Below are 18436 nucleotides of genomic sequence, written 5' to 3'. Positions count from 1 at the left end.
CGACCAAAGTCGTGGAACCCGAGACTTTCGGCGGCACCGCGCAGCCCGATGGCCGACGCGGGGGCCGGGCCGCGCCCGCGAGGCTCTCCGGCATGAAGAAACTCTGCGAGACGGTCGGCTTCCTCGTCTGTGCCCAGGGGGTCGCCGGACTCCTGAACGAATGGATTGATTGGTTCCGGTTCTTGGCGGTGGTGCGGCGGCTGGACTTCATCGGCCCGTACGCGACCTTCGTCAACATCGTGATGATCGTGGCGGGATTCGCGGTGATGGTGGCGGCCGACCGAATCAAGGAGCAGACGGAGCAGACGGAGTAGCCGGAGGGGCCGGTGCCGCTCAGCGGGCCGGGGCCACCGCCCGACGGCCCAGGGCCGTACCGGCCAGGACCAGTACCGCGCCCGCCGCGCCGAGGACCCCGAGGCGCTCGCCGCCGATCGCGATGCCCGCGGCGGCGGCCCACAGCGGCTCCGTGCCGAGCAGCAGGCCGACCCGGGACGGCGAGGTGCGGCGTACCGACCACATCTGCACGAAGAAGGCGAAGAGCGTGCAGAAGACGGAGAGGAAGAGCAGTCCGCCCCACTCCCGGACACCGAACCCGGCGGCCACCGTCCACGGTGCCTCCCCGGTGCCGGGCACGGCCGCGAGCAGGGCGAAGACGGCGACCGCGCTGCCGAGCTGGACCGTGGTGAGGGACAGCGAGTCCGCCTCCTGCACCGACTTGATGCGGGCCATCAGCAGGACGTGGACGGTACGGGCGAGCGCGGCCACCAGCATCAGCAGGTCGCCCGTCGACGGAGCGGTGAATCCGCCGCCCTGGGTCAGCAGCACCACACCGGCCACCGAGAGTCCGGCGGCGGCGAGGAAGGCCCGGGGCGGCCGGACCCGGGTCACGGCGGCCTCGGCGAGCGGGGTGAAGATCATGGTGAGGCTGATGATGAGCCCGGCGTTGGTCGCCGAGGTGTGCACGACGCCGTACGTCTCCACCAGGAAGATCGCGCCGAGGACGAGCCCCAGCAGACCGGCACCGCGCCACTGCGCGGCGCCGAGCGCCCGCAGCCTGCGCCGGCCGGCCACCACCAGCACGGGCAGCACGACGGCGAAGCGCAGCACGAGGACGGCGAGGACGGTCTGCGTGGTGGTGATGCCCTTGGCCGCGAGGTAGCTGGTCCCCCAGACGACCGCGACGAGCAGTACGGGCAGGTCGGTGAGCCAGGCACGGCGCGAGGGGGTGACGGCGGGCACGGCGATCGAGGACACCTGGCGGTTCTCCTGGTTCTCCACGGCGGGAAACACGGTGGAGACCTCGGTGGCTCGCACGCGGAACGATCACGCTACCCGGCCCCGAACCGGACGGCGGCTTCCGTCTCCGGGCCGCGCTGCCGTGGCCCGCGTGAACACGGGACGAGGCGCTCCCGGCGCAGCCTCCGCGTGCGGGAGGCGGATCGTCACACCCGTCCCACCCCTCGTCCGGCACGCCGGTTCCGGCCCGGGAGAGGGGGCGCCGAGGGCACCGGGCGTCACTCGTCGAGGGCGAAGGAACCGAACCGCGCCGGGCCGGTGGGCCGGTAGGTGTGGATCGAGACGCCGCTCGGGGTCTCCCGCGCCCCGACCCGCTCGAAGGCGGTCGGCCGCCCGTCCTCGGGGAAGAGCCGGCGGCCCCGGCCCAGTACGACCGGGTAGGTGAGGAGGTTGTACTCGTCGATCAGCCCGTGCGCCATCAGGAACCGGGCCAGTCCGCCGCTGCCGTGGACCTGGAGCTCACCCCCCTCGGTGCGCTCCTTGATGCGGGCGACCTCCTCGGCGACGTCCGTGGACACGACGGTCGTGTTCTGCCATCCGGGGTCGCTCAGGGTGGTCGAGACGACGTACTTGGGGCGCGTGTTGAGCGGGCCCGCGATCGGGTCGTCGGGGTCGGTCACCTTGGGCCAGTACCCGGCGAAGATGTCGTAGGTGCGGCGGCCCAGCAGGAAGGCCGCCGACCGCCCCATCACCCCGCTGATGAATTCGATCATGCCCTCGTCCGCGAACGGCACCGTCCAGCCGCCGTACTCGAACCCGCCGCCGGTGTCCTCGTCGGGAGCGCCCGGTGCCTGCATGACGCCGTCGAGCGACAGGAACGTGGTGAGGGTCAGTTTCGCCATGGTTCTTCTCCCGGTGCGTCGGTCGTCCGTCCTTCACTCTTCCGACTCCGGCACCGACCGCAACTCATCGGTCCGGCCGCACGGACGGGCCCTCCGCCCATCCCGTACCGGCCTTCCGCACGCCTCCGTACCGACTGTCGCGCGTTCCCCTGCCGGGCTGTCGCGCGGCCCCACGCAGGCGTCCGATTCCCGCCGGTGACCGCCGGGCGGAAGGACTTTCCTTGTCCATGTCGAAGCCGCGGCGGAAGCCGTGGCGAAGCCCGAGGCGAAGCGGCCGGCCATCCGGCCGGGCTCCGCCCCGACCTGCGAGGAACCACCATGACCAGCACCATCGCCGGTACCGGCGCGCCCCGGACCGCACTCGTCACCGGCGGCAGCCGCGGCATCGGCGCCGCAACCGCCCTGCGGCTCGCCCGGGACGGCGCCGACGTGGCACTGACCTATGTGGCGGACGAGGCCGGAGCACAGGAGGTCGTCGAGAGGATCCGGTCGTACGGCCGGCGCGGCACGGCCCTGCGCGTGGACGCCGCCGACCCCGAAGCCGTCCCGGCGGCGGTGGCCGGGGCCGCGGACGCGCTCGGCCGGCTCGACGTCCTGGTCAACAACGCGGGCATCGGCGTCCTCGGACCGATCGGCACCCTGAGCACCGCCGACGTGGACCGGGTGCTGGCCGTCAACGTACGGGCGGTGTTCCTGGCCTGCCGTGCGGCGGCGGAGCTGATGGGGCCGGGCGGCCGGATCATCTGCGTCGGCACGGCCCTGAGCCGGTACGCGGGCGGCCCCGGCTCCACCCTCTACACGATGAGCAAGTCGGCGCTGGCCGGGCTCACCAAGCCGCTCGCCCGCGAGTTCGGCCCGCGCGGCATCACCGTCAACCTGGTCCAGCCGGGCCCGGTCGACACGGATCTCAACCCGGCCGACGGCCCGTTCGCCGAGGGCCAGCGCGCGGCGACCGCCCTGGGCCGGTTCGGCACGACGGACGAGGTGGCGTCCCTGATCGCCTACCTGGCCGGTGACGAGGCCGGGTACATCACCGGTACGGAGCTGGTGGTGGACGGGGGCCACGCGGCCTGACCCGACCGCGTGAACCGGACCACATGACCGAACCGCCCGGCCGGGCCCCGGGACCGGACCGCGCCGCCGGAGTCCGTCGGGTGGCCCCGGCCGGGGCCACCCGACAGGTGCTCAGCCGCCCAGTTCGCGGTGGCGGGCGGCCAGCCGTGCGGCGCCCTCCTCGGTCGGGGTGCCGAACAGACGCAGCCGGGAGATCCCGCCGTCCGGGAAGATGTCGATGCGAACGTGCGTGGCCCGGACCGCCTCCGGCAGCACGAAGCGGTGGTCGGTGTCGGGCTGCAGCCGGGTCCGGGGCAGCACCTCGGTCCAGTCGCCGCTCCCGCCGTCCCGGACGGAGAGGCTCGCCCACCCCGCCGAGTTGCCCTTCAGATACGCGGTGTCGATCTCGACCGCGCCGATCAGGGCCTGCTCGACGAGCCGGTAGCGGATCCAGTCGTTGCCCCGGTCGCGGCGGCGGCGGGTCTCCCAGCCGTCGTCCATCTTGCGGGACCTGCCCGGCTGGATGGTGTTGGTCGCCGGGGAGTAGAAGCGGTCGGAGGCGTCCTCCACCGTGCCGCCGTTCTCCAGGGCGACCAGGTCGAAGGTGCCGAGGGCGGCCAGCCACACCGGGTCGGGGACGACCTCGCCGTACACCCGCAGGCGGGCTATCCCGCCGTCGGGGTGCTGGTTGACCCGCAGGTGGGTGAAGCACCGCTCGGCGTCGACGGCGAAGCCGTTGGCCGCGTGTCCGCCGACGGCCGTGCGGGGCACGAGCGTCGTCCACTTCACCTCGGGCGCGAGGAGTTCCTCCGGCGACGGGGAGCCGGGTACGCAGGTCGCCTCGACGGAGACGGCCTGCGGGTAGTTGCCGCGGAAGTGCGCGGTGTCGACGACGATGCCGCGCACGACCCCGGGCGCGCCGAGCCGTACCAGCGCCCAGTCGTGGTCCTCGTCGGCCGGGTGCGGCGCGTCCGCGCCCGTGCCCCGGCGGCGGCGGGTCTCCCAGCCGTCCATGACCTTGCCCTTGTGGCCGAAGCGCTCGGGGTCGAACTCGGCGGGCTCCGGCTTCAGCAGGTTCTCCCGCTCGGCGAAGAACTCGTCGTTGGCCGCGATCACCCCGGCACCGAGCCGCCGGTCGGCGAGGTCGACGAGGTCGGTGAAGGGGAAGTCGTCGGTGCGGTAGTCGGCGTACGGGTCGCCGCCGCCGTACGGATTCGCGTCACCGGTGAAGCGGGCTGTCGCCGTCATGATCAGTGGTTCCTTTCGAGGAGGTGGCCGGTGGGTCCGGCGACGGTGCCGTCGGCCGCGATCCGTACCCCGCGCAGCCAGGTGGAGCGCACCACGCCGTACAGGGTCCGGCCCGCGTACGCGGTGACCCGGTTGCGGTGGAGGAGTTCGGCGGGGTCGACGGTGAACGTGTCGTCGGGGGCGAGCACCGCGAAGTCGGCGTCACGGCCCGCCTCGATGGCGCCCTTGCGGGTCAGCCCGGCGAGTTCGGCGGGGGCGGCCGACATCCAGCGGGCGACGTCGTCGAGCGAGTGGCCGCGCCTGCGGGCCTCGGTCCAGATGGCGGGCAGGCCCAGCTGGAGGGAGGAGATGCCGCCCCAGGCGGAGGCGAAGTCCGGCGTCTTCAGGTCGGTGGTGCACGGCGAGTGGTCGGAGACGATGCAGTCGATCGTCCCGTCGGCGAGTCCCGCCCACAGCACGTCCTGGTTGGCGGCCTCCCGGATCGGCGGGCAGCACTTGAACTCCGTCGCGCCGTCGGGGACCTCCTCGGCGGTGAGGGTGAGGAAGTGCGGGCAGGACTCCACCGTGATCCGTACGCCCTCGCGCCTGGCGGCGGCGATCATCGGCAGCGCGTCGCCGGAGGAGAGGTGCAGGACGTGGACGCGGGCGTCCAGCCGCCTGGCGTGCGCGATCAACCCCTCGATCGCGGTGTTCTCGGCGTCGCGCGGCCGGGAGGCGAGAAAGTCGGCGTACGCGGGGCCGCTGCGCTGCGGGGCGGAGGCCAGGTGGCTCGGGTCCTCGGCGTGCACGATCAGCAGCCCGCCGAAGCCGGAGATCTCGGCCATGGAACGGGCCAGCTGCTCCTGGTCGAGTTCCGGGAACTCGTCGACGCCGGAGGGCGAGAGGAAGCACTTGAATCCGAACACCCCGGCCTCGTGCAGTGGGCGCAGGTCCTTGATGTTGGACGGGATCGCGCCGCCCCAGAACCCGGTGTCGATGTGCGCCTTGGCGGCGGCCACCCGCTGCTTGGTGCGCAGGTGCTCGACGGTGGTGGTCGGCGGGAGGGAGTTGAGCGGCATGTCGAGCAGGGTGGTGATGCCGCCCGCCGCCGCCGCGCGGGTGGCGGTGTGGAAGCCCTCCCACTCGGTGCGGCCGGGGTCGTTCACATGGACGTGCGTGTCGACGAGGCCGGGCAGCAGGACGTCCTCGCCGAAGTCCTCCAGCCGGGCGTCGGCCGGCGCCTCGGCGTCGTACGGCAGGACGGCGTCGATCCGCCCGTCGGCGACGGCGACCGTCGCGGGCCGCGTCCCGTCCGGGGTGACGACCCGCGTCGAGCGCAGCACCAGATTCACGTCAGCACCGGACACCCGTGCTCCTCACTTCGACTCTCCGCCGCGGCCTCCGCCACCGGCAGATTCAACGAACTGTTGAAGGAGTCTTCACTCGGGACCGGGGCCCGTCAAGACCCCGTCCACCTCGCCCGGCCCCCGGCGGACCGCTCGCACCTGGACTTGGAGATTTCCACAAAGTAAAAGGGTAATTTCGGAGAGCGGAACGTAACATGGGACCAGTGCGACCCCGAAGAACCGCTCCGCCGAGCGCAGACACCGGGACAAACGGGCTCTGACCGGCCAGGACGCCCCGCCCGGGGCGGTGGGCCGATCGGGAACCGCCCGGTAGGCTGCTGGGTGCCTCGCCGGGCGGGGCGCCCGCCCTTCCGCCTCGAAAGGACCGTTGACGTGCCGCCGTCCCACGCCAGCACATCCGACTCCAAGCCCGCCGCTTCCGGCGGTGGTGTGCAGTCCCTTGAGCGTGCCTTCGATCTGCTGGAGCGGATGGCCGACGCCGGGGGCGAGGTCGGCCTGAGCGAACTCTCCGCGAGCAGCGGTCTCCCCCTGCCGACCATCCACCGCCTGATGCGGACGCTGGTGCTCTGCGGATACGTGCGCCAGCAGCCCAACCGGCGCTACGCGCTCGGCCCGCGCCTGATCCGGCTCGGCGAGTCCGCGTCCCGGCTGCTCGGCACCTGGGCCCGCCCGTACCTCGCGCGGCTGGTCGAGGAGACCGGCGAGACCGCGAACATGGCGCTGCTCGACGGCGACGAGATCGTCTACGTGGCGCAGGTGCCGTCCAAGCACTCGATGCGCATGTTCACCGAGGTGGGCCGTCGCGTCCTGCCCCACTCCACCGGGGTCGGCAAGGCGCTGCTGGCGAACACGCCGCCGGACGAGGTGCGGGCCCTGCTCGCCCGTACCGGGATGCCCGCCGCCACCGAGAAGACGATCACCACTCCGGACGGCTTCCTCGAAGCGCTGGAGCAGGTCCGCAGGGTCGGCTACGCGGTGGACGACAACGAGCAGGAGATCGGGGTCCGCTGCCTGGCGGTCTCCGTCCCCGACTCCCCCACCTCGGCCGCGATCTCGATCTCCGGCCCGGCGGGCCGGGTGACGGAGGCGGCGACGGAGCGGATCGTGCCGATCCTCCAGCAGGCCGCGAAGGAACTCTCCGACGCCCTGGCGAGCAGCGGCTCCGCCGGCTGACGCGCGGGAGAGCGACCGACGCACGAGGGGAAGGGGGCGGCTCCGCGGGGCCGCCCCCTTCCCCTCTCCGTGTCCCGTCTCAGACCCGTTCGGGCACCGTGAGACGGCCGTCGTCCATCGTGACCGTGTGGTCCGTGCGGTGCAGGTGGGCCCGGTCGTGCGTGACCATCACCGTCGCCGTCGACCGCTCCCGGGTCAGGGTGATCAGCAGGTCCAGCACCGCCGCGCCCCGCTCGTGGTCGAGCGCGCTGGTCGGCTCGTCGACGAGCAGTACCGCAGGGTCGTTCATCAGGGCCCGCGCGATGTTGATCCGCTGGCGCTGACCGCCCGACAGCTGGTGCGGCCTGCGGCCCGCCCGGTCCGCGAGGCCGACCGCGTCCAGCAGTTCCAGCGCCCGGCCCCGGGCCCCGCGGGGCGCTTTGCCCGACAGATGGGTCATGACCTGGAGCTGCTCGATCGCGGTGAGGGACGGCAGCAGATTGGGCTGCTGGAAGACGATGCCGATGCGCTCGCGGCGCAGCGCCGCCTTCTCCGCCCGGTCCAGGCTCCCGGTGTCCGCCCCGTCGACGACGACCCGGCCGGAGTCCGGCGTGACCAGGGTCGCGGCCACGGCGAGCAGGCTGGACTTGCCGGAGCCGGACGGTCCGACGACCGCGGTGAGCGTGCCCGCGGGCACCTCCAGCGAGACCCGGTCCAGGGCGGTGAGCCGGTCGTCGCCGTCGGGGTAGGTGAGGGTGACGTCGGCGAGGGTGAGGGTCATCGGGCACTCCCGAGTGCGGTGAGCGGGTCGACGGCGGTGATCCGCCGGATGGACAGGGCCGCCCCGAGCGCGCCGAGGACGATCATGACGGCGGCCGGGACCAGCACGGTCGCCACGTCGAGGACGAACGGCACCGTTCCGCCGCTGATCAGCGCGCCGATGCCGGAGGCGAGCGCGGCGCCCGTGCCCGTACCGACGACGAGCATCACGACGGCCTGCCCGAGCGCGTCGCGCAGCAGGTACGGGGTGGAGGCGCCGAGCGCCTTGAGCACGGCGACGTCACCGCTGCGCTGGATCGTCCAGACGGTGAAGAAGGCGCCGATGACGAGGGCGGAGATGGCGAAGAGGAAACCGCGCATGAGCTGGAGCGAGCCGTTCTCCGCCTGGTAGGAGCCGATCGCGGTGAGGGAGTCCGCCAGGGTGAGGGTGCTGGTGCCGGCGGCCCGGTCGCCCGCGGCGAGGTCGGCGCCGTCGCCAGTGGTCAGCGCGATGACCGTGGCGTGCCGCTCACCGCCCGCGCCGCCCTCCCCGAAGCGCTGCCAGTCGTCGAGCGAGGTCCACACGACGGGGGTGTGGCTGTACGAGGCGTCCCCGGCGACCGACGTGACGGTGACCTCGGTGCCGCCGATCCGCAGCCGGTCGCCGGGCGCGGCGTCCAGCTCGGCGGCGGCCGACTCGGACAGCGCCACCTCGCCCGCGCCGACCCGCGCGCCGTCGGGCGCGAGGCCGCCGTCCGGTTCCACGCCGAACGCCGACACCGCCGCCGTGCGCCGCCCCTCGTCCGCGGCGGCGTTCAGGGTGCGGATGCCGAGCGGCTGCGCGTCGCGCACGCCGGGCCGGTCCGCCCAGCTCCGCCAGGCGTCCTCCGCGACGACGGAGTCGGTGAAGGACACCGACCGGCCGTCGGGCGGGGCGGCGAACGCCAGGTGGTCGGCGTCCAGCCCCGTGACGGCCGAGGTGTTCTCCCGGGCCAGGCCGGCCGTGAGCCCGGACAACAGGCCCACGAGCAGCGTGATCAGCACCACGACCGTGCCCATGAGCGCGAACCGGCCCTTGGCGAACCGAAGGTCTCTCCATGCGACGAACATGCTCCCAGCCTCGGCCCCCGGGCCCCCCGGCGGCATCGCCCGACGGTGGGGCCCGACATCAAACTTTCGATTGACCGGCGCCGGGCGCTCCTTGTTTACGCTGGACGAATCATGGATTTCCGCACCCATCCCCCGGTCGCCACCGCACTGCGGCTGTGCATGCACGCGCTGCTGGTCGGACTGCTCGCCCTCGCGGCGCTGCGGGCCGTCGGTGACCGCGCGCCGCACGCCGTCGCCGCCGTCGTGGTCTGCGTCCTGACAGCCGCGGTGTACGGGGCGGGCGCGCTCGCCCCCGCCGTGCAGCCGCGCACCCGTGCGGCCGCCCTGTGGCTGGCGGTGCTGGGTGCCGGGTGGCTGGTGCTGCTCGGCCTGTCGCCCGACGCGCTGTGGGTGGCCTTCCCGCTGTACTTCCTCCAGCTGCACCTGCTGCCGACGCGCTGGTCCCTGCCGGTCGTCGCGGTCACCGCGCTCGCGGCCGTCGCCGGTTTCACGCTGCACGGCCAGGCCGTCACACCGGGCGCCTTCATCGGTCCGTTGCTCGGCGCGGCGGTCGCGGTCGCCACGGTGCTGGGGTACGAGGCGCTGTTCCGGGAGAGCGAACGGCGTCGGCAGCTCATCGAGGAGCTGGTGTCCACCCGGGCGGAGCTGGCCGAGGCGGAACACACCGCGGGCACCCTCGCCGAGCGCGAACGGCTGGCGCGCGAGATCCACGACACCCTGGCGCAGGGCCTGTCCAGCATCCAGCTGCTGCTGCGCGCCGCCGAGCGCACCCTGCCCGACGACGCCCCCGCCTCCGCGCACGTCCGCCGGGCCCGCGAGGCCGCCCAGGACAATCTCGCCGAGGCCCGCCGTTTCGTGCGCGCCCTCTCCCCGCCCGACCTGGAGAACGGTTCGCTGGCGGCGGCCCTGGAACGCCTCTCGTCGCGGACGACGGCCCCCGGCCTCACGGTGCAGTTCGCGGTGAGCGGCACCCCGGTGGAGCTGCCGACCCCGTACGAGGTGGCGTTGCTGCGCACCGCGCAGTCTGCACTCGCCAACACGGTGCGGCACGCCGCGGCCCGGCGGGCGGAGATCACCCTCAGCTTCATGGACACCTCGGTGTCGCTGGACGTCGTCGACGACGGCCGCGGCTTCACCCCCGGGGACGCACCGGCCGCCACGGACTCCGGCACCGGTGGTTTCGGACTGCCCGCGATGCGTTCGCGGGCCCGTTCGCTGGGCGGCACGCTCAGCGTCGAGTCGGCGCCCGGTCAGGGCACCGCCGTCGCCCTCACCCTTCCCCTCCCGCTGCCCGACGGCCGGCCAGGACAGGACGCCGCATGACCTCGCCCACGCCCGATCCCATCAGGCTGCTGCTCGCCGACGACCACCCGGTGGTACGGGCGGGGCTGCGCGCCGTCCTGGACTCCGAGCCCGGGTTCCGGGTGGTGGCCGAGGCGGCCACCGCCGAGCGGGCCGTCGCGCTCGCGGCGGACGGCGGGATCGACGTCGTCCTCATGGACCTGCAGTTCGGCGCGGGCATGCACGGTTCGCAGGCCACCGCGGCCATCACGGCGGAGCCGGACGCCCCCCGCGTCCTGATCCTCACCACGTACGACTCGGACGCCGACATCCTGGCCGCGGTGGAGGCGGGGGCGGCCGGTTATCTGCTGAAGGACGCCCCGCCGGAGGAGCTGGCGGCGGCGGTGCGCACGGCGGCGGCCGGCCGGTCGGCGCTCGCGCCCTCCGTCGCCCACCGGCTGATGGACCGGATGCGGACCCCCGCCCAGGCGTTGACCAAGCGCGAGCTGGAGGTCCTCCAGCTGGTCGGCGAGGGACTGTCGAACCAGCAGATCAGCAAGAAGCTGTTCCTCAGCCAGGCGACGGTGAAGTCCCATCTGGTGCACATCTACGCCAAGCTGGGCGTGGACTCCCGCACCTCGGCGGTCGCGGCGGCGACGGCACGCCGGCTGATCCGCCGCTGACCCGCCGCCCCTTCCCGCCACCTGACAGGCTCTCAGCCGCGCGGCGGTTCCCCGAAGAGGTCGACGGCGACCCGTACGTCCCTGAGCGCGGAGGCCAGGGCGCTGACCGAGCCGATCGCACCCGCGATCAGCAGCAGCGAACGGCGCAGGCGCGGGATCTCCGGCACCCCGCTGAGCGCCATCGCGTCGAGCGCGGCCAGTTCGTCCTCGGCGATGCCCCGGTCCGGGAATTCCGCGGGGTGCCCGGCCAGTTCGCGGCGGAGCCGTGAGACCGCCGTGCGCAGCTCCGTCACCCTCGGGTCCTCGCCACTGCTGGTCACCCGCGTCTGCCCCACGCTTCGCAACAAAGCACTCCCCCTCGCACAACCTTGTGCCAGTGTTCCGCCTGGTCCGCGCACCGCGGTCAAGTATCCGGGCGTGCGCGCAAGTTAACGCCATGAAAGGTGCCGAGCGCCACTCCGCGGACAGAATTCGGGGTGTCCCGTAAGGGTGATCTCCATGTCGTCCGGTGGACGGTGTTCCCACGCGCATCCCCTGTCGCTTGCTTCAGCGAAGGGTGCGCGTCCGGGAGCCGGTGGGGTATCCAGTCCGCATGACTCGGACGACACAGGCAACCGAACGGACCCCCGCGGTCGCCGGACTGCTGCTCGCCGCGGGCGGCGGACGACGGCTCGGCGGACGGCCCAAGGCACTGCTCGAACACCGTGGCCGGCCCCTGGTCGAGCACGCGGTGCGGGTGCTGCGGGACGGCGGTTGCGACCCCGTCCACGTGGTGCTGGGCGCCGCCGCCGACGAGGTGCTGGCCCGCGCCGACCTCTCGGGCTGCGCCGTGACCGTCAACCCCGAATGGGCGCGGGGCATGGGCTCGTCGCTGCGGGCGGGGCTCGGGGCGCTCACCGGCGCGGGGGCGGACGCGGCGCTGGTCCTCCTGGTGGACCAGCCGGGCATCGGCGCACGGGCGGTGGACCGGGTGCGTTCGGCGTACCGCTCCCGAAGGAGCCTGGCGGCGGCCGCGTACGACGGGGAGCGCGGCCATCCGGTGCTGTTCGGGGCCGACCTGTGGGCGGAGGTGGCGGCGGACGCGGTGGGCGACCGGGGGGCCCGCGCCTATCTGCGCGAGCGCCGCGATGCGATCACGCTCGTCGAGTGTTCCGATGTGGCCCAGGCGTACGACATCGACACGGCGGAGGACCTCGGGCACCTGGAGTGAACGGGGTGGCACGCCGCGCCGTCACCGCTCCGCTTCTGTCGATCCGGAGAATCTCGACATCAACAAACCATTGAACTTCCACCATGAGGAAACTACTATCCACTGATCAGAAGCCCTCTGCACCTCAGACGGCGCCCCCACCCGTATCCCGGAGCCTTGGCACGCCGTGCCGTCCCAGGCGACCCGGCGGTCGCGGGGCGCCGCCCGCACCGCCCGCTGAAGGAGTGACCGCTCATGTCCGCACCAGCGCCGTCCCCGCTGGCCATCGTCGATGCCGAGCCCCTGCCCAGGCAGGACGAGGTCCTGACCGAAGCGGCCCTCGCGTTCGTGGCCGAGCTGCACCGGCGGTTCACGCCCCGCCGTGACGAACTGCTCGCCCGCCGGGGCGAACGCCGCGCCGAGATCGCCCGCACCTCCACGCTGGACTTCCTGCCCGAGACGGCGGCGATCCGCGCGGACGACTCCTGGCGCGTCGCGCCGGCCCCGGCCGCGCTGAACGACCGCCGGGTGGAGATCACCGGTCCGACCGACCGCAAGATGACCATCAACGCCCTGAACTCGGGCGCCAGGGTCTGGCTCGCCGACTTCGAGGACGCGTCCGCCCCCACGTGGGAGAACGTCGTCCTCGGCCAGCTCAATCTGATCGACGCCTACACCCGCACCATCGACTTCACGGACCCGGGGTCCGGCAAGTCGTACGCCCTGAAGCCCGCCGAGGAACTCGCCACGGTCGTCACCCGGCCGCGCGGCTGGCACCTGAACGAGCGCCACCTCCAGCTGGACGGCGTCCCGGTGCCGGGCGCGCTGGTCGACTTCGGCCTCTACTTCTTCCACAACGCCCAGCGCCTCATCGACCTCGGCAAGGGCCCGTACTTCTACCTCCCGAAGACGGAGTCCCACCTGGAGGCACGCCTCTGGAACGACATCTTCGTCTTCGCCCAGGACTACGTCGGCATCCCGCAGGGCACGGTCCGCGCGACCGTCCTGATCGAGACGATCACCGCCGCGTACGAGATGGAGGAGATCCTCTACGAACTCCGCGACCACGCCTCCGGGCTGAACGCGGGCCGCTGGGACTACCTCTTCTCCATCGTCAAGAACTTCCGTGACGGCGGCGCCAAGTTCGTCCTCCCGGACCGCAACGCGGTGACGATGACCGCCCCGTTCATGCGCGCGTACACCGAACTCCTCGTCCGCACCTGCCACAAGCGCGGCGCGCACGCCATCGGCGGCATGGCGGCCTTCATCCCGTCCCGCCGCGACGCCGAGGTCAACAAGGTCGCCTTCGAGAAGGTCAAGGCCGACAAGGACCGCGAGGCCCACGACGGCTTCGACGGCTCCTGGGTCGCCCACCCGGACCTGGTGCCGATCGCCATGGCCTCCTTCGACGCGGTCCTCGGCGAGAAGCCGAACCAGAAGGAGCGCCTGCGCGAGGACGTCTCGGTGGCCGCCGGGGACCTGATCGCCATCGACAGCCTGGACGCCCGCCCCACGTACGAGGGTCTGCGCAACGCCGTCGCGGTCGGCATCCGCTACATCGAGGCCTGGCTGCGCGGCCTGGGCGCGGTCGCCATCTTCAACCTGATGGAGGACGCCGCCACCGCGGAGATCTCCCGCTCGCAGATCTGGCAGTGGATCAACGCGGACGTGGTCTTCGAGAACGGCGAGCACGCCACGGCGGACCTGGCCCGCAGGGTCGCGGCCGAGGAACTCGCCGCGATCCGCGCCGGGATCGGCGAGGAGGCCTTCGCCGCCGGCAAGTGGCAGCAGGCCCACGACCTGCTGCTGACGGTCTCACTGGACCAGGACTACGCGGACTTCCTGACCCTGCCCGCGTACGAGCAGCTGGGCTGACCCGCCGCTTCGCGGCGCATGGCTCCGCCCCCGGCACCGCGCGGTGCCGGGGGCGGAGCCATGCGCCGGGGGCGGACCGGTCTCAGGAGGCCGCCGCCCTCGCCTCCGCCTCGGCGGCCGACTCGTCCAGCGCGGCGAGTACGGTCCCGGGGTCGCCGCCCTTCATCACCGCCCGGCCCACGTCGGCACGGATCGCCTCCCGGACGGCGGGCCAGGACCGCATGTTGACCGGGGCGAACTGCGCGTCCGACAGCTGCTCGACGAACGCCGACAGCGGCTGCTCGGCGGGCTTCCCGGTCGCCGCGTCGGACGCCGAGTACGTCACGGGGAGCGCGGACTGGCTGCCGCCGTAGGTCATGGCGGACTTCCCGCTGTAGAGGAACGAGAGGAACGTGCCGCACTCCTCGCGGTGACCACCCCGCCGGAACGCCATCAGCCAGTCGCTCAGCCCCAGCGGAACGGCGGCTCCGCCGTCCTTCTCGGGGAACGGGGCGTGCGCGTAGGGGACCTTGGCCTGGTCGGCCGCGCCCATCAGCACGGGGTGGGCGATCAGCATCCCGATCTCGCCGCCCAGGAACTGCGCGTACGCGTCGGTCCGGTTGAGCTCCGCGGGGGCGGCCCCGGCCAGCCCCTCCCCGACGAACTCGTCCCGCAGCCAGGTCAGGGCCTCGGTGTTGGCGGCCGTCGCGAAGTCGTACTGCGCGGTGTCCCCCATGTAGCCGCCGCCCGCCGCGAGCAGCCAGGACAGCGCCTCGTCGTCGGCCGCCTCGGGGCCGAACTGGAGCCCGTACGGCGTCTTCACGCCGATCGACTTCAGCACCCGGGCGGCCTTCTGGAGCTCGTCCCACGAGGTGGGGGCACCGTCGACGCGTGCCCGCCGGAAGAGTTCCTTGTTGTAGAAGAGCCGGGGCGTGCTGGCCAGGAAGGGGATTCCGTAGGTGGCGCTGTCGACCGTGCCCGCCTCGGTGAAGGACCGGATGAAGTCGGCCTGGGTGACGATGTCGAACAGCTCGGTCATGTCGTGGAGCCGGCCGTCCTCGGCATAGGGCGCGAAGATGTTCGACTGCGCGATGTCGGGCGCCCGACCCTCCTCGACCCGGCGGGCGAGCGTTCGGTCGATCTTGTCGTACGGGACCCGCTCCAGGTTGATCCTGATGCCGGCGTGCTGCTTCTCGAAAGTGGAGACGACCTTGTCCCACTGGTCGCCGATCGAGGCGCCCACGCTCTTGTCGTAGCTGGCCACGAGGAGATCCAGCTCCACATCCTTGCGTGTCTCGCAGCCGGTGAGCCCGAACGCCGCCGTGGCGCCGGCGAGGCCGGCCGTCTGAAGAAGGAACTGCCGCCGACGCACCGCTCTTGCCACCTCTTGCTGGTTCACCACATGCACTTATGGCAGATTCTGCCACATAGGCAGTTGATGCCTGACGGCTGCGGTGCCTCCAGGGCATAGCCTGACCCACATGCAAGGTGGCTCTTTGACGGAGCGGCGCAAGGCCGCGACCCGGCTGGACATCGCCCGTACGGCGGCGGCGCTCTTCGTGGAGCACGGCCTGCGGAGCACGCGCGCCGAGGACATCGCACGTGCCGCGGGCGTCGCCCCGCGCACCTTCTACCGCTATTTCGCGACCAAGGAGGAGGCCATCACCCCGCTGCTCTCCGTCGGCGCCCGGCAGTGGGTGGAGGCGGTGCGGGACGCGCCGGGCACCCTGTCGGTGCCGGACGCGCTGCGGCACGCGGCGGGGCGCACACTGGCCCCGGCCCCCGGCGACACGGCGGCCTCGGAGTCCCTGGAGTGGGTGCGGTCGCTGCTGAGGATGGCGGCGGACAGCCCGGCCCTGCAGTCGGTGTGGAACGACGCGTGCCACGACGCGGACGCCACGCTGGCGGCGGTGCTCGCGGCGCGCGCCGGACTCCCGGACGGGGCGGGCTCGCTGGAGATCCGGCTGACGGCCGGGGTCGCGGGCGCCGCGGTGCGGGCCGCGGTGGAGACCTGGGCGGCCGGCGACGCCCCCGCGACGGGACCGGAGGGACCGGCGGCACTGGCCGAGCGCTGTCTGACCTCGGCGGAGGGCGCGCTCGGGGGCGTCTGACCCCGGATCGCCGCACGGCCGGTCCGCGGGGGCCGGCGGAGCCCCGCGGACCGGCCGGCTCCCCGGCCGGCTACTTCAGGCCGGCGTCCAGGGCGTTCATCAGGGTGCCCTGCGACGTGTCGCCCGACATCTCCCAGACCATCACCCCCAGCAGCCCCTTGGACTTCACGTAGTCGGTCTTCCTGCCGAGGGACCAGGTGTCGTCGAAGGACCACCACTGGTTGCCGGTGTAGCCGTACGTGGAGACCGACTGCTCGTCGTGGTGGACCGTCATCGTCGGGTACGCGCCGATGAGGTTGGAGTAGCCGCGGTTGCCGGCCTCCTCGGCGAACTGCCCGGGGGCGGCGCCGCCCGCGCCCTGCCATTCGCCCGCGACCCCGCCGTCGGTGACGTTCTGCCAGCCCCGGCCGTAGAACGGTATGCCAAGGGTCAGCTTGCGGGGTTCGACGCCCGCGTCGGTGTACGCCTTGATGGCGGTGTCGGCGCTGAACCGGGTCGCGTAGGGGTCCTGGTCGTCCGGGTAGAGGTTGGCCTGGTGGCCGGTGCGGTCGGGTTCCCAGGAGTTGTCGCTGCCCGAGCCGTGGAAGTCGTAGCCCTGGACGTTGGCCACGTCGAGCGAGTCGAAGACCTTGGCCAGGTCCCAGCCGTCACCGATCTTCTGCGGGTCGGCGGGGGTGAAGGCGGTGAGGAGCCGGTGCTCGCCGCCGAGGACGTCCAGCTGCCTGCGGAACTCGGCGAGCAGCAGGGTCAGGTTGTCCTTGTCGTCGGGCGAGTAGTGGTTGCCGGGGTGTCCGGTGCCGGTGCCCGGCCACTCCCAGTCGATGTCGAAGCCGTCGAAGATGCCCGCGGCGACCCCCGGGCCGCCCGCGCCGTTGTATTCGGGCAGGTTGCCCTTGATGTACATGTCGATGCAGGAGGAGACGAACTTCTTGCGGGCGGCGTCGGTGGCCGCCACGTCGGAGAAGTACTTCGAGTACGTCCAGCCGCCGAGCGAGACCACGATCTTCAGGTTCGGGTTGAGCTTCTTCAGCTTCTTCAACTGGTTGAAGTTTCCGCGCAGCTTGGCCCATCCGTCGTCCGCGACGCCGTCGACGGACTGGGCCGCGGCGAACGGGCGGGCGTAGTCGGCGTCGGCGTCCCCGGCCCCGGTGCCCTGTTCGGGGTCCTGGGGGTCGGCGGTGGTGCCCTTCGTGACGCCGTTCAGGCAGGTGAGGTTGTTGGGATCGATGTTGGCGAAGGCGTAGTTGATGATGTCGAGCTTGCCCGCGGCCCCGGAGTCCTGGAGGTTCTTGACGAAGTACTGGCGGCCGTAGATGCCCCACTGGACGAAGTAGCCGACCTTGGCGTAGTCGCCCGCGCCGACGATGTCGTCGGTCTTCACCGTGAGCGCGGCGCCCGCCGGGGAGGCGTTGTCCGCCGCGTCCCGCGCCCTGACGGTGAAGGTGTACGAGGTCGAGGGCGAGAGTCCGCCGATGGTGGCGGTGGTCGTCGTGCCGGAGACCGTGGTGGCGAGCAGGCCGCCCCGGTAGATGTCGTACGCGGCGACCCGCTGGTCGTCCGTCGCCGCGTTCCAGGCCAGGGTGACGGACGAGGAGTCGACGGCCGTGGAGCGCAGCGAACCGGGCGCGGTGGGCGGGGAGGTGTCGGTGGCCGGGTCGACGGTGGTGACGGCCAGCGGCGCGCTCTCGGCCGAGGTGTTGCCGCGGGTGTCCTTGGCGCGGACGGTGAACGAGTAGGCGGTGGCCGGGGTCAGGCCGGTGACCGTGGTGGAGGTGGTCGCGGTGGCGGACCCCACCACCTCGCCACCGGCCAGGACGTCGTACGACGCCACGGGGAAGTCGCCCGCCTCGGCCGCCGTCCAGGACAGGGACGCGGTGCGGGCGGTGACGTCGGTCCGCTTCAGCCCGCCGGGCGCGCCCGGCGGCACGTCGGCGGAGCCGTCGCACTTGTCGCCGTTGATCCGGCAGCCGGTGGGCGCGGTGACGGGCCCCTTGGCGACGAACCAGAAGCTGTACGGCTCGCTGGTGCCGTGTGCGGCGACCGTGCCGTTGTAGTGGGCGTTGACCGCGGTGATGTGGCTGCCCCGGGTGGTGACGGTGCCGTTGTACGAGGTGTCGATCGCGACCCCGGCAGGCAGGTCGAATTCGAGTTCCCAGCCGCTCACGGCGGTGTCGGTGTCGTTGTGCAGGACGTAGGTGCCCTTCCACCAGGAGCCGTTGTCGGCCGAGGTGAAGGTCGCCGTCAGCTTGCCCGCCGCGTGCGCGGGGGCGGCCTGGAGCGAGAGCAGCGCGAGGAGCAGACCGAGGACGGCGACGAGCGCGGTCGCCGTCCTCGGTCTGAGGGTCATGTGCTCGAACATGGTGTTCTCCCATGAGGCAGGGACCGGTGAGGCGGTCCTGAGGGGGAGCCGGATTCCTTGGTGCCATGGAGCACAGGGGAAACTAAAAGGTCTGGACCAACTCGTCAATAGGTACAGACCAATCACGGGTAAAGCCTCCGACGCCTCCCGCCC

The 18436-nt window shown here is 72.7% G+C and carries 17 protein-coding genes; 8 read left to right on the top strand and 9 right to left on the bottom strand.

What is annotated here, in order from left to right:
• The first annotated feature begins 92 nt into the window (after positions 1-92).
• Positions 93-314 (top strand): hypothetical protein, encoded by a 222-nt coding sequence (locus EAO76_RS35430; protein WP_148840175.1) that lies wholly within the window; start codon positions 93-95, stop codon positions 312-314.
• 19 nt (positions 315-333) lie between these two features.
• Here the strand turns inward: EAO76_RS35430 and EAO76_RS35425 are convergent, their stop codons facing one another.
• Together EAO76_RS35425 and EAO76_RS35420 are read right to left on the bottom strand one after the other, a co-directional pair.
• The gene (locus tag EAO76_RS35425; protein ID WP_148840492.1) at positions 334-1254 is read right to left on the bottom strand and encodes a DMT family transporter; all 921 of its coding nucleotides are present in this window, start codon (positions 1252-1254) and stop codon (positions 334-336) included.
• Positions 1255-1514: 260 nt separating this feature from the next.
• On the bottom strand, positions 1515-2138 hold the full coding sequence (locus EAO76_RS35420; protein WP_148840174.1) for a dihydrofolate reductase family protein: 624 nt from the start codon (positions 2136-2138) through the stop codon (positions 1515-1517).
• Positions 2139-2456: 318 nt separating this feature from the next.
• Here EAO76_RS35420 and EAO76_RS35415 point away from each other — a divergent pair, with 318 nt between their 5' ends.
• Positions 2457-3212: an SDR family NAD(P)-dependent oxidoreductase gene (locus EAO76_RS35415; RefSeq protein ID WP_148840173.1), complete on the top strand. Its 756-nt coding sequence runs from the start codon at positions 2457-2459 to the stop codon at positions 3210-3212.
• Positions 3213-3323: 111 nt separating this feature from the next.
• On the opposite strand, the gene alc is transcribed toward EAO76_RS35415, so the two are convergent.
• Together alc and allB are read right to left on the bottom strand one after the other, a co-directional pair.
• Complete coding sequence (alc, locus tag EAO76_RS35410; protein ID WP_148840172.1) at positions 3324-4439, bottom strand: allantoicase; 1116 nt, start codon at positions 4437-4439, stop codon at positions 3324-3326.
• Between the two features lie 2 nt (positions 4440-4441).
• Positions 4442-5785: an allantoinase AllB gene (allB, locus tag EAO76_RS35405; protein ID WP_148840171.1), complete on the bottom strand. Its 1344-nt coding sequence runs from the start codon at positions 5783-5785 to the stop codon at positions 4442-4444.
• A gap of 372 nt (positions 5786-6157) precedes the next feature.
• Here allB and EAO76_RS35400 point away from each other — a divergent pair, with 372 nt between their 5' ends.
• Positions 6158-6958: an IclR family transcriptional regulator gene (locus tag EAO76_RS35400; protein WP_148840170.1), complete on the top strand. Its 801-nt coding sequence runs from the start codon at positions 6158-6160 to the stop codon at positions 6956-6958.
• Between the two features lie 79 nt (positions 6959-7037).
• Here EAO76_RS35400 and EAO76_RS35395 read toward each other — a convergent pair whose 3' ends face one another.
• Both EAO76_RS35395 and EAO76_RS35390 read right to left on the bottom strand, forming a co-directional pair.
• Entirely contained in the window at positions 7038-7718 is a 681-nt protein-coding gene (locus tag EAO76_RS35395; protein ID WP_148840169.1) for an ABC transporter ATP-binding protein, read from the bottom strand.
• Entirely contained in the window at positions 7715-8806 is a 1092-nt protein-coding gene (locus tag EAO76_RS35390; RefSeq protein WP_148840168.1) for an ABC transporter permease, read from the bottom strand. The genes EAO76_RS35395 and EAO76_RS35390 overlap by 4 nt, the downstream gene beginning before the upstream one ends.
• 111 nt (positions 8807-8917) lie before the next feature.
• Between EAO76_RS35390 and EAO76_RS35385 the strand changes: the two genes are divergently transcribed.
• Both EAO76_RS35385 and EAO76_RS35380 read left to right on the top strand, forming a co-directional pair.
• Complete coding sequence (locus EAO76_RS35385; protein ID WP_148840167.1) at positions 8918-10129, top strand: sensor histidine kinase; 1212 nt, start codon at positions 8918-8920, stop codon at positions 10127-10129.
• Entirely contained in the window at positions 10126-10770 is a 645-nt protein-coding gene (locus EAO76_RS35380; RefSeq protein WP_148840166.1) for a response regulator transcription factor, read from the top strand. The genes EAO76_RS35385 and EAO76_RS35380 overlap by 4 nt, the downstream gene beginning before the upstream one ends.
• Positions 10771-10802: 32 nt before the next feature.
• Here the strand turns inward: EAO76_RS35380 and EAO76_RS35375 are convergent, their stop codons facing one another.
• Positions 10803-11105 carry a DUF5955 family protein gene (locus EAO76_RS35375; RefSeq protein ID WP_262375961.1) on the bottom strand — a complete coding sequence of 101 codons (303 nt, stop codon included), beginning with the start codon at positions 11103-11105 and terminating at the stop codon, positions 10803-10805.
• Between the two features lie 257 nt (positions 11106-11362).
• On the opposite strand from EAO76_RS35375, the gene EAO76_RS35370 reads away from it, so the two are divergent.
• Positions 11363-11980, top strand: a complete 618-nt coding sequence (locus tag EAO76_RS35370; protein ID WP_148840164.1) for an NTP transferase domain-containing protein — start codon at positions 11363-11365, stop codon at positions 11978-11980.
• 234 nt (positions 11981-12214) lie between these two features.
• Positions 12215-13834: a malate synthase A gene (aceB, locus tag EAO76_RS35365; RefSeq protein ID WP_148840163.1), complete on the top strand. Its 1620-nt coding sequence runs from the start codon at positions 12215-12217 to the stop codon at positions 13832-13834.
• An 82-nt stretch (positions 13835-13916) separates the two neighbouring features.
• Here aceB and EAO76_RS35360 read toward each other — a convergent pair whose 3' ends face one another.
• Complete coding sequence (locus EAO76_RS35360; protein ID WP_262375960.1) at positions 13917-15212, bottom strand: extracellular solute-binding protein; 1296 nt, start codon at positions 15210-15212, stop codon at positions 13917-13919.
• An 82-nt stretch (positions 15213-15294) separates the two neighbouring features.
• Between EAO76_RS35360 and EAO76_RS35355 the strand changes: the two genes are divergently transcribed.
• Positions 15295-15924, top strand: a complete 630-nt coding sequence (locus EAO76_RS35355) for a TetR/AcrR family transcriptional regulator (RefSeq protein ID WP_148840162.1) — start codon at positions 15295-15297, stop codon at positions 15922-15924.
• Positions 15925-15994: 70 nt separating this feature from the next.
• Here the strand turns inward: EAO76_RS35355 and EAO76_RS35350 are convergent, their stop codons facing one another.
• On the bottom strand, positions 15995-18283 hold the full coding sequence (locus EAO76_RS35350) for a glycosyl hydrolase family 18 protein (protein ID WP_148840161.1): 2289 nt from the start codon (positions 18281-18283) through the stop codon (positions 15995-15997).
• Positions 18284-18436 lie beyond the last annotated feature (153 nt).

The organism is Streptomyces sp. sk2.1 (assembly GCF_008120935.1).
In the GTDB taxonomy this organism is placed as follows: Bacteria; Actinomycetota; Actinomycetes; order Streptomycetales; family Streptomycetaceae; genus Streptomyces.
This window is presented reverse-complemented; position numbering and strand designations above follow the sequence as displayed.

Bases quoted from the DNA above. Each gene is read 5' to 3' on its own strand.
- EAO76_RS35430 (WP_148840175.1), top strand. From the start codon at position 93: ATGAAGAAACTCTGCGAGACGGTCGGCTTCCTCGTCTGTGCCCAGGGG.
- EAO76_RS35420 (WP_148840174.1), bottom strand. From the start codon at position 2,138: ATGGCGAAACTGACCCTCACCACGTTCCTGTCGCTCGACGGCGTCATG.
- EAO76_RS35415 (WP_148840173.1), top strand. From the start codon at position 2,457: ATGACCAGCACCATCGCCGGTACCGGCGCGCCCCGGACCGCACTCGTC.
- alc (WP_148840172.1), bottom strand. From the start codon at position 4,439: ATGACGGCGACAGCCCGCTTCACCGGTGACGCGAATCCGTACGGCGGC.
- EAO76_RS35395 (WP_148840169.1), bottom strand. From the start codon at position 7,718: ATGACCCTCACCCTCGCCGACGTCACCCTCACCTACCCCGACGGCGAC.
- EAO76_RS35390 (WP_148840168.1), bottom strand. From the start codon at position 8,806: ATGTTCGTCGCATGGAGAGACCTTCGGTTCGCCAAGGGCCGGTTCGCG.
- EAO76_RS35385 (WP_148840167.1), top strand. From the start codon at position 8,918: ATGGATTTCCGCACCCATCCCCCGGTCGCCACCGCACTGCGGCTGTGC.
- EAO76_RS35380 (WP_148840166.1), top strand. From the start codon at position 10,126: ATGACCTCGCCCACGCCCGATCCCATCAGGCTGCTGCTCGCCGACGAC.
- EAO76_RS35370 (WP_148840164.1), top strand. From the start codon at position 11,363: ATGACTCGGACGACACAGGCAACCGAACGGACCCCCGCGGTCGCCGGA.
- aceB (WP_148840163.1), top strand. From the start codon at position 12,215: ATGTCCGCACCAGCGCCGTCCCCGCTGGCCATCGTCGATGCCGAGCCC.
- EAO76_RS35355 (WP_148840162.1), top strand. From the start codon at position 15,295: ATGCAAGGTGGCTCTTTGACGGAGCGGCGCAAGGCCGCGACCCGGCTG.
- EAO76_RS35350 (WP_148840161.1), bottom strand. From the start codon at position 18,283: ATGTTCGAGCACATGACCCTCAGACCGAGGACGGCGACCGCGCTCGTC.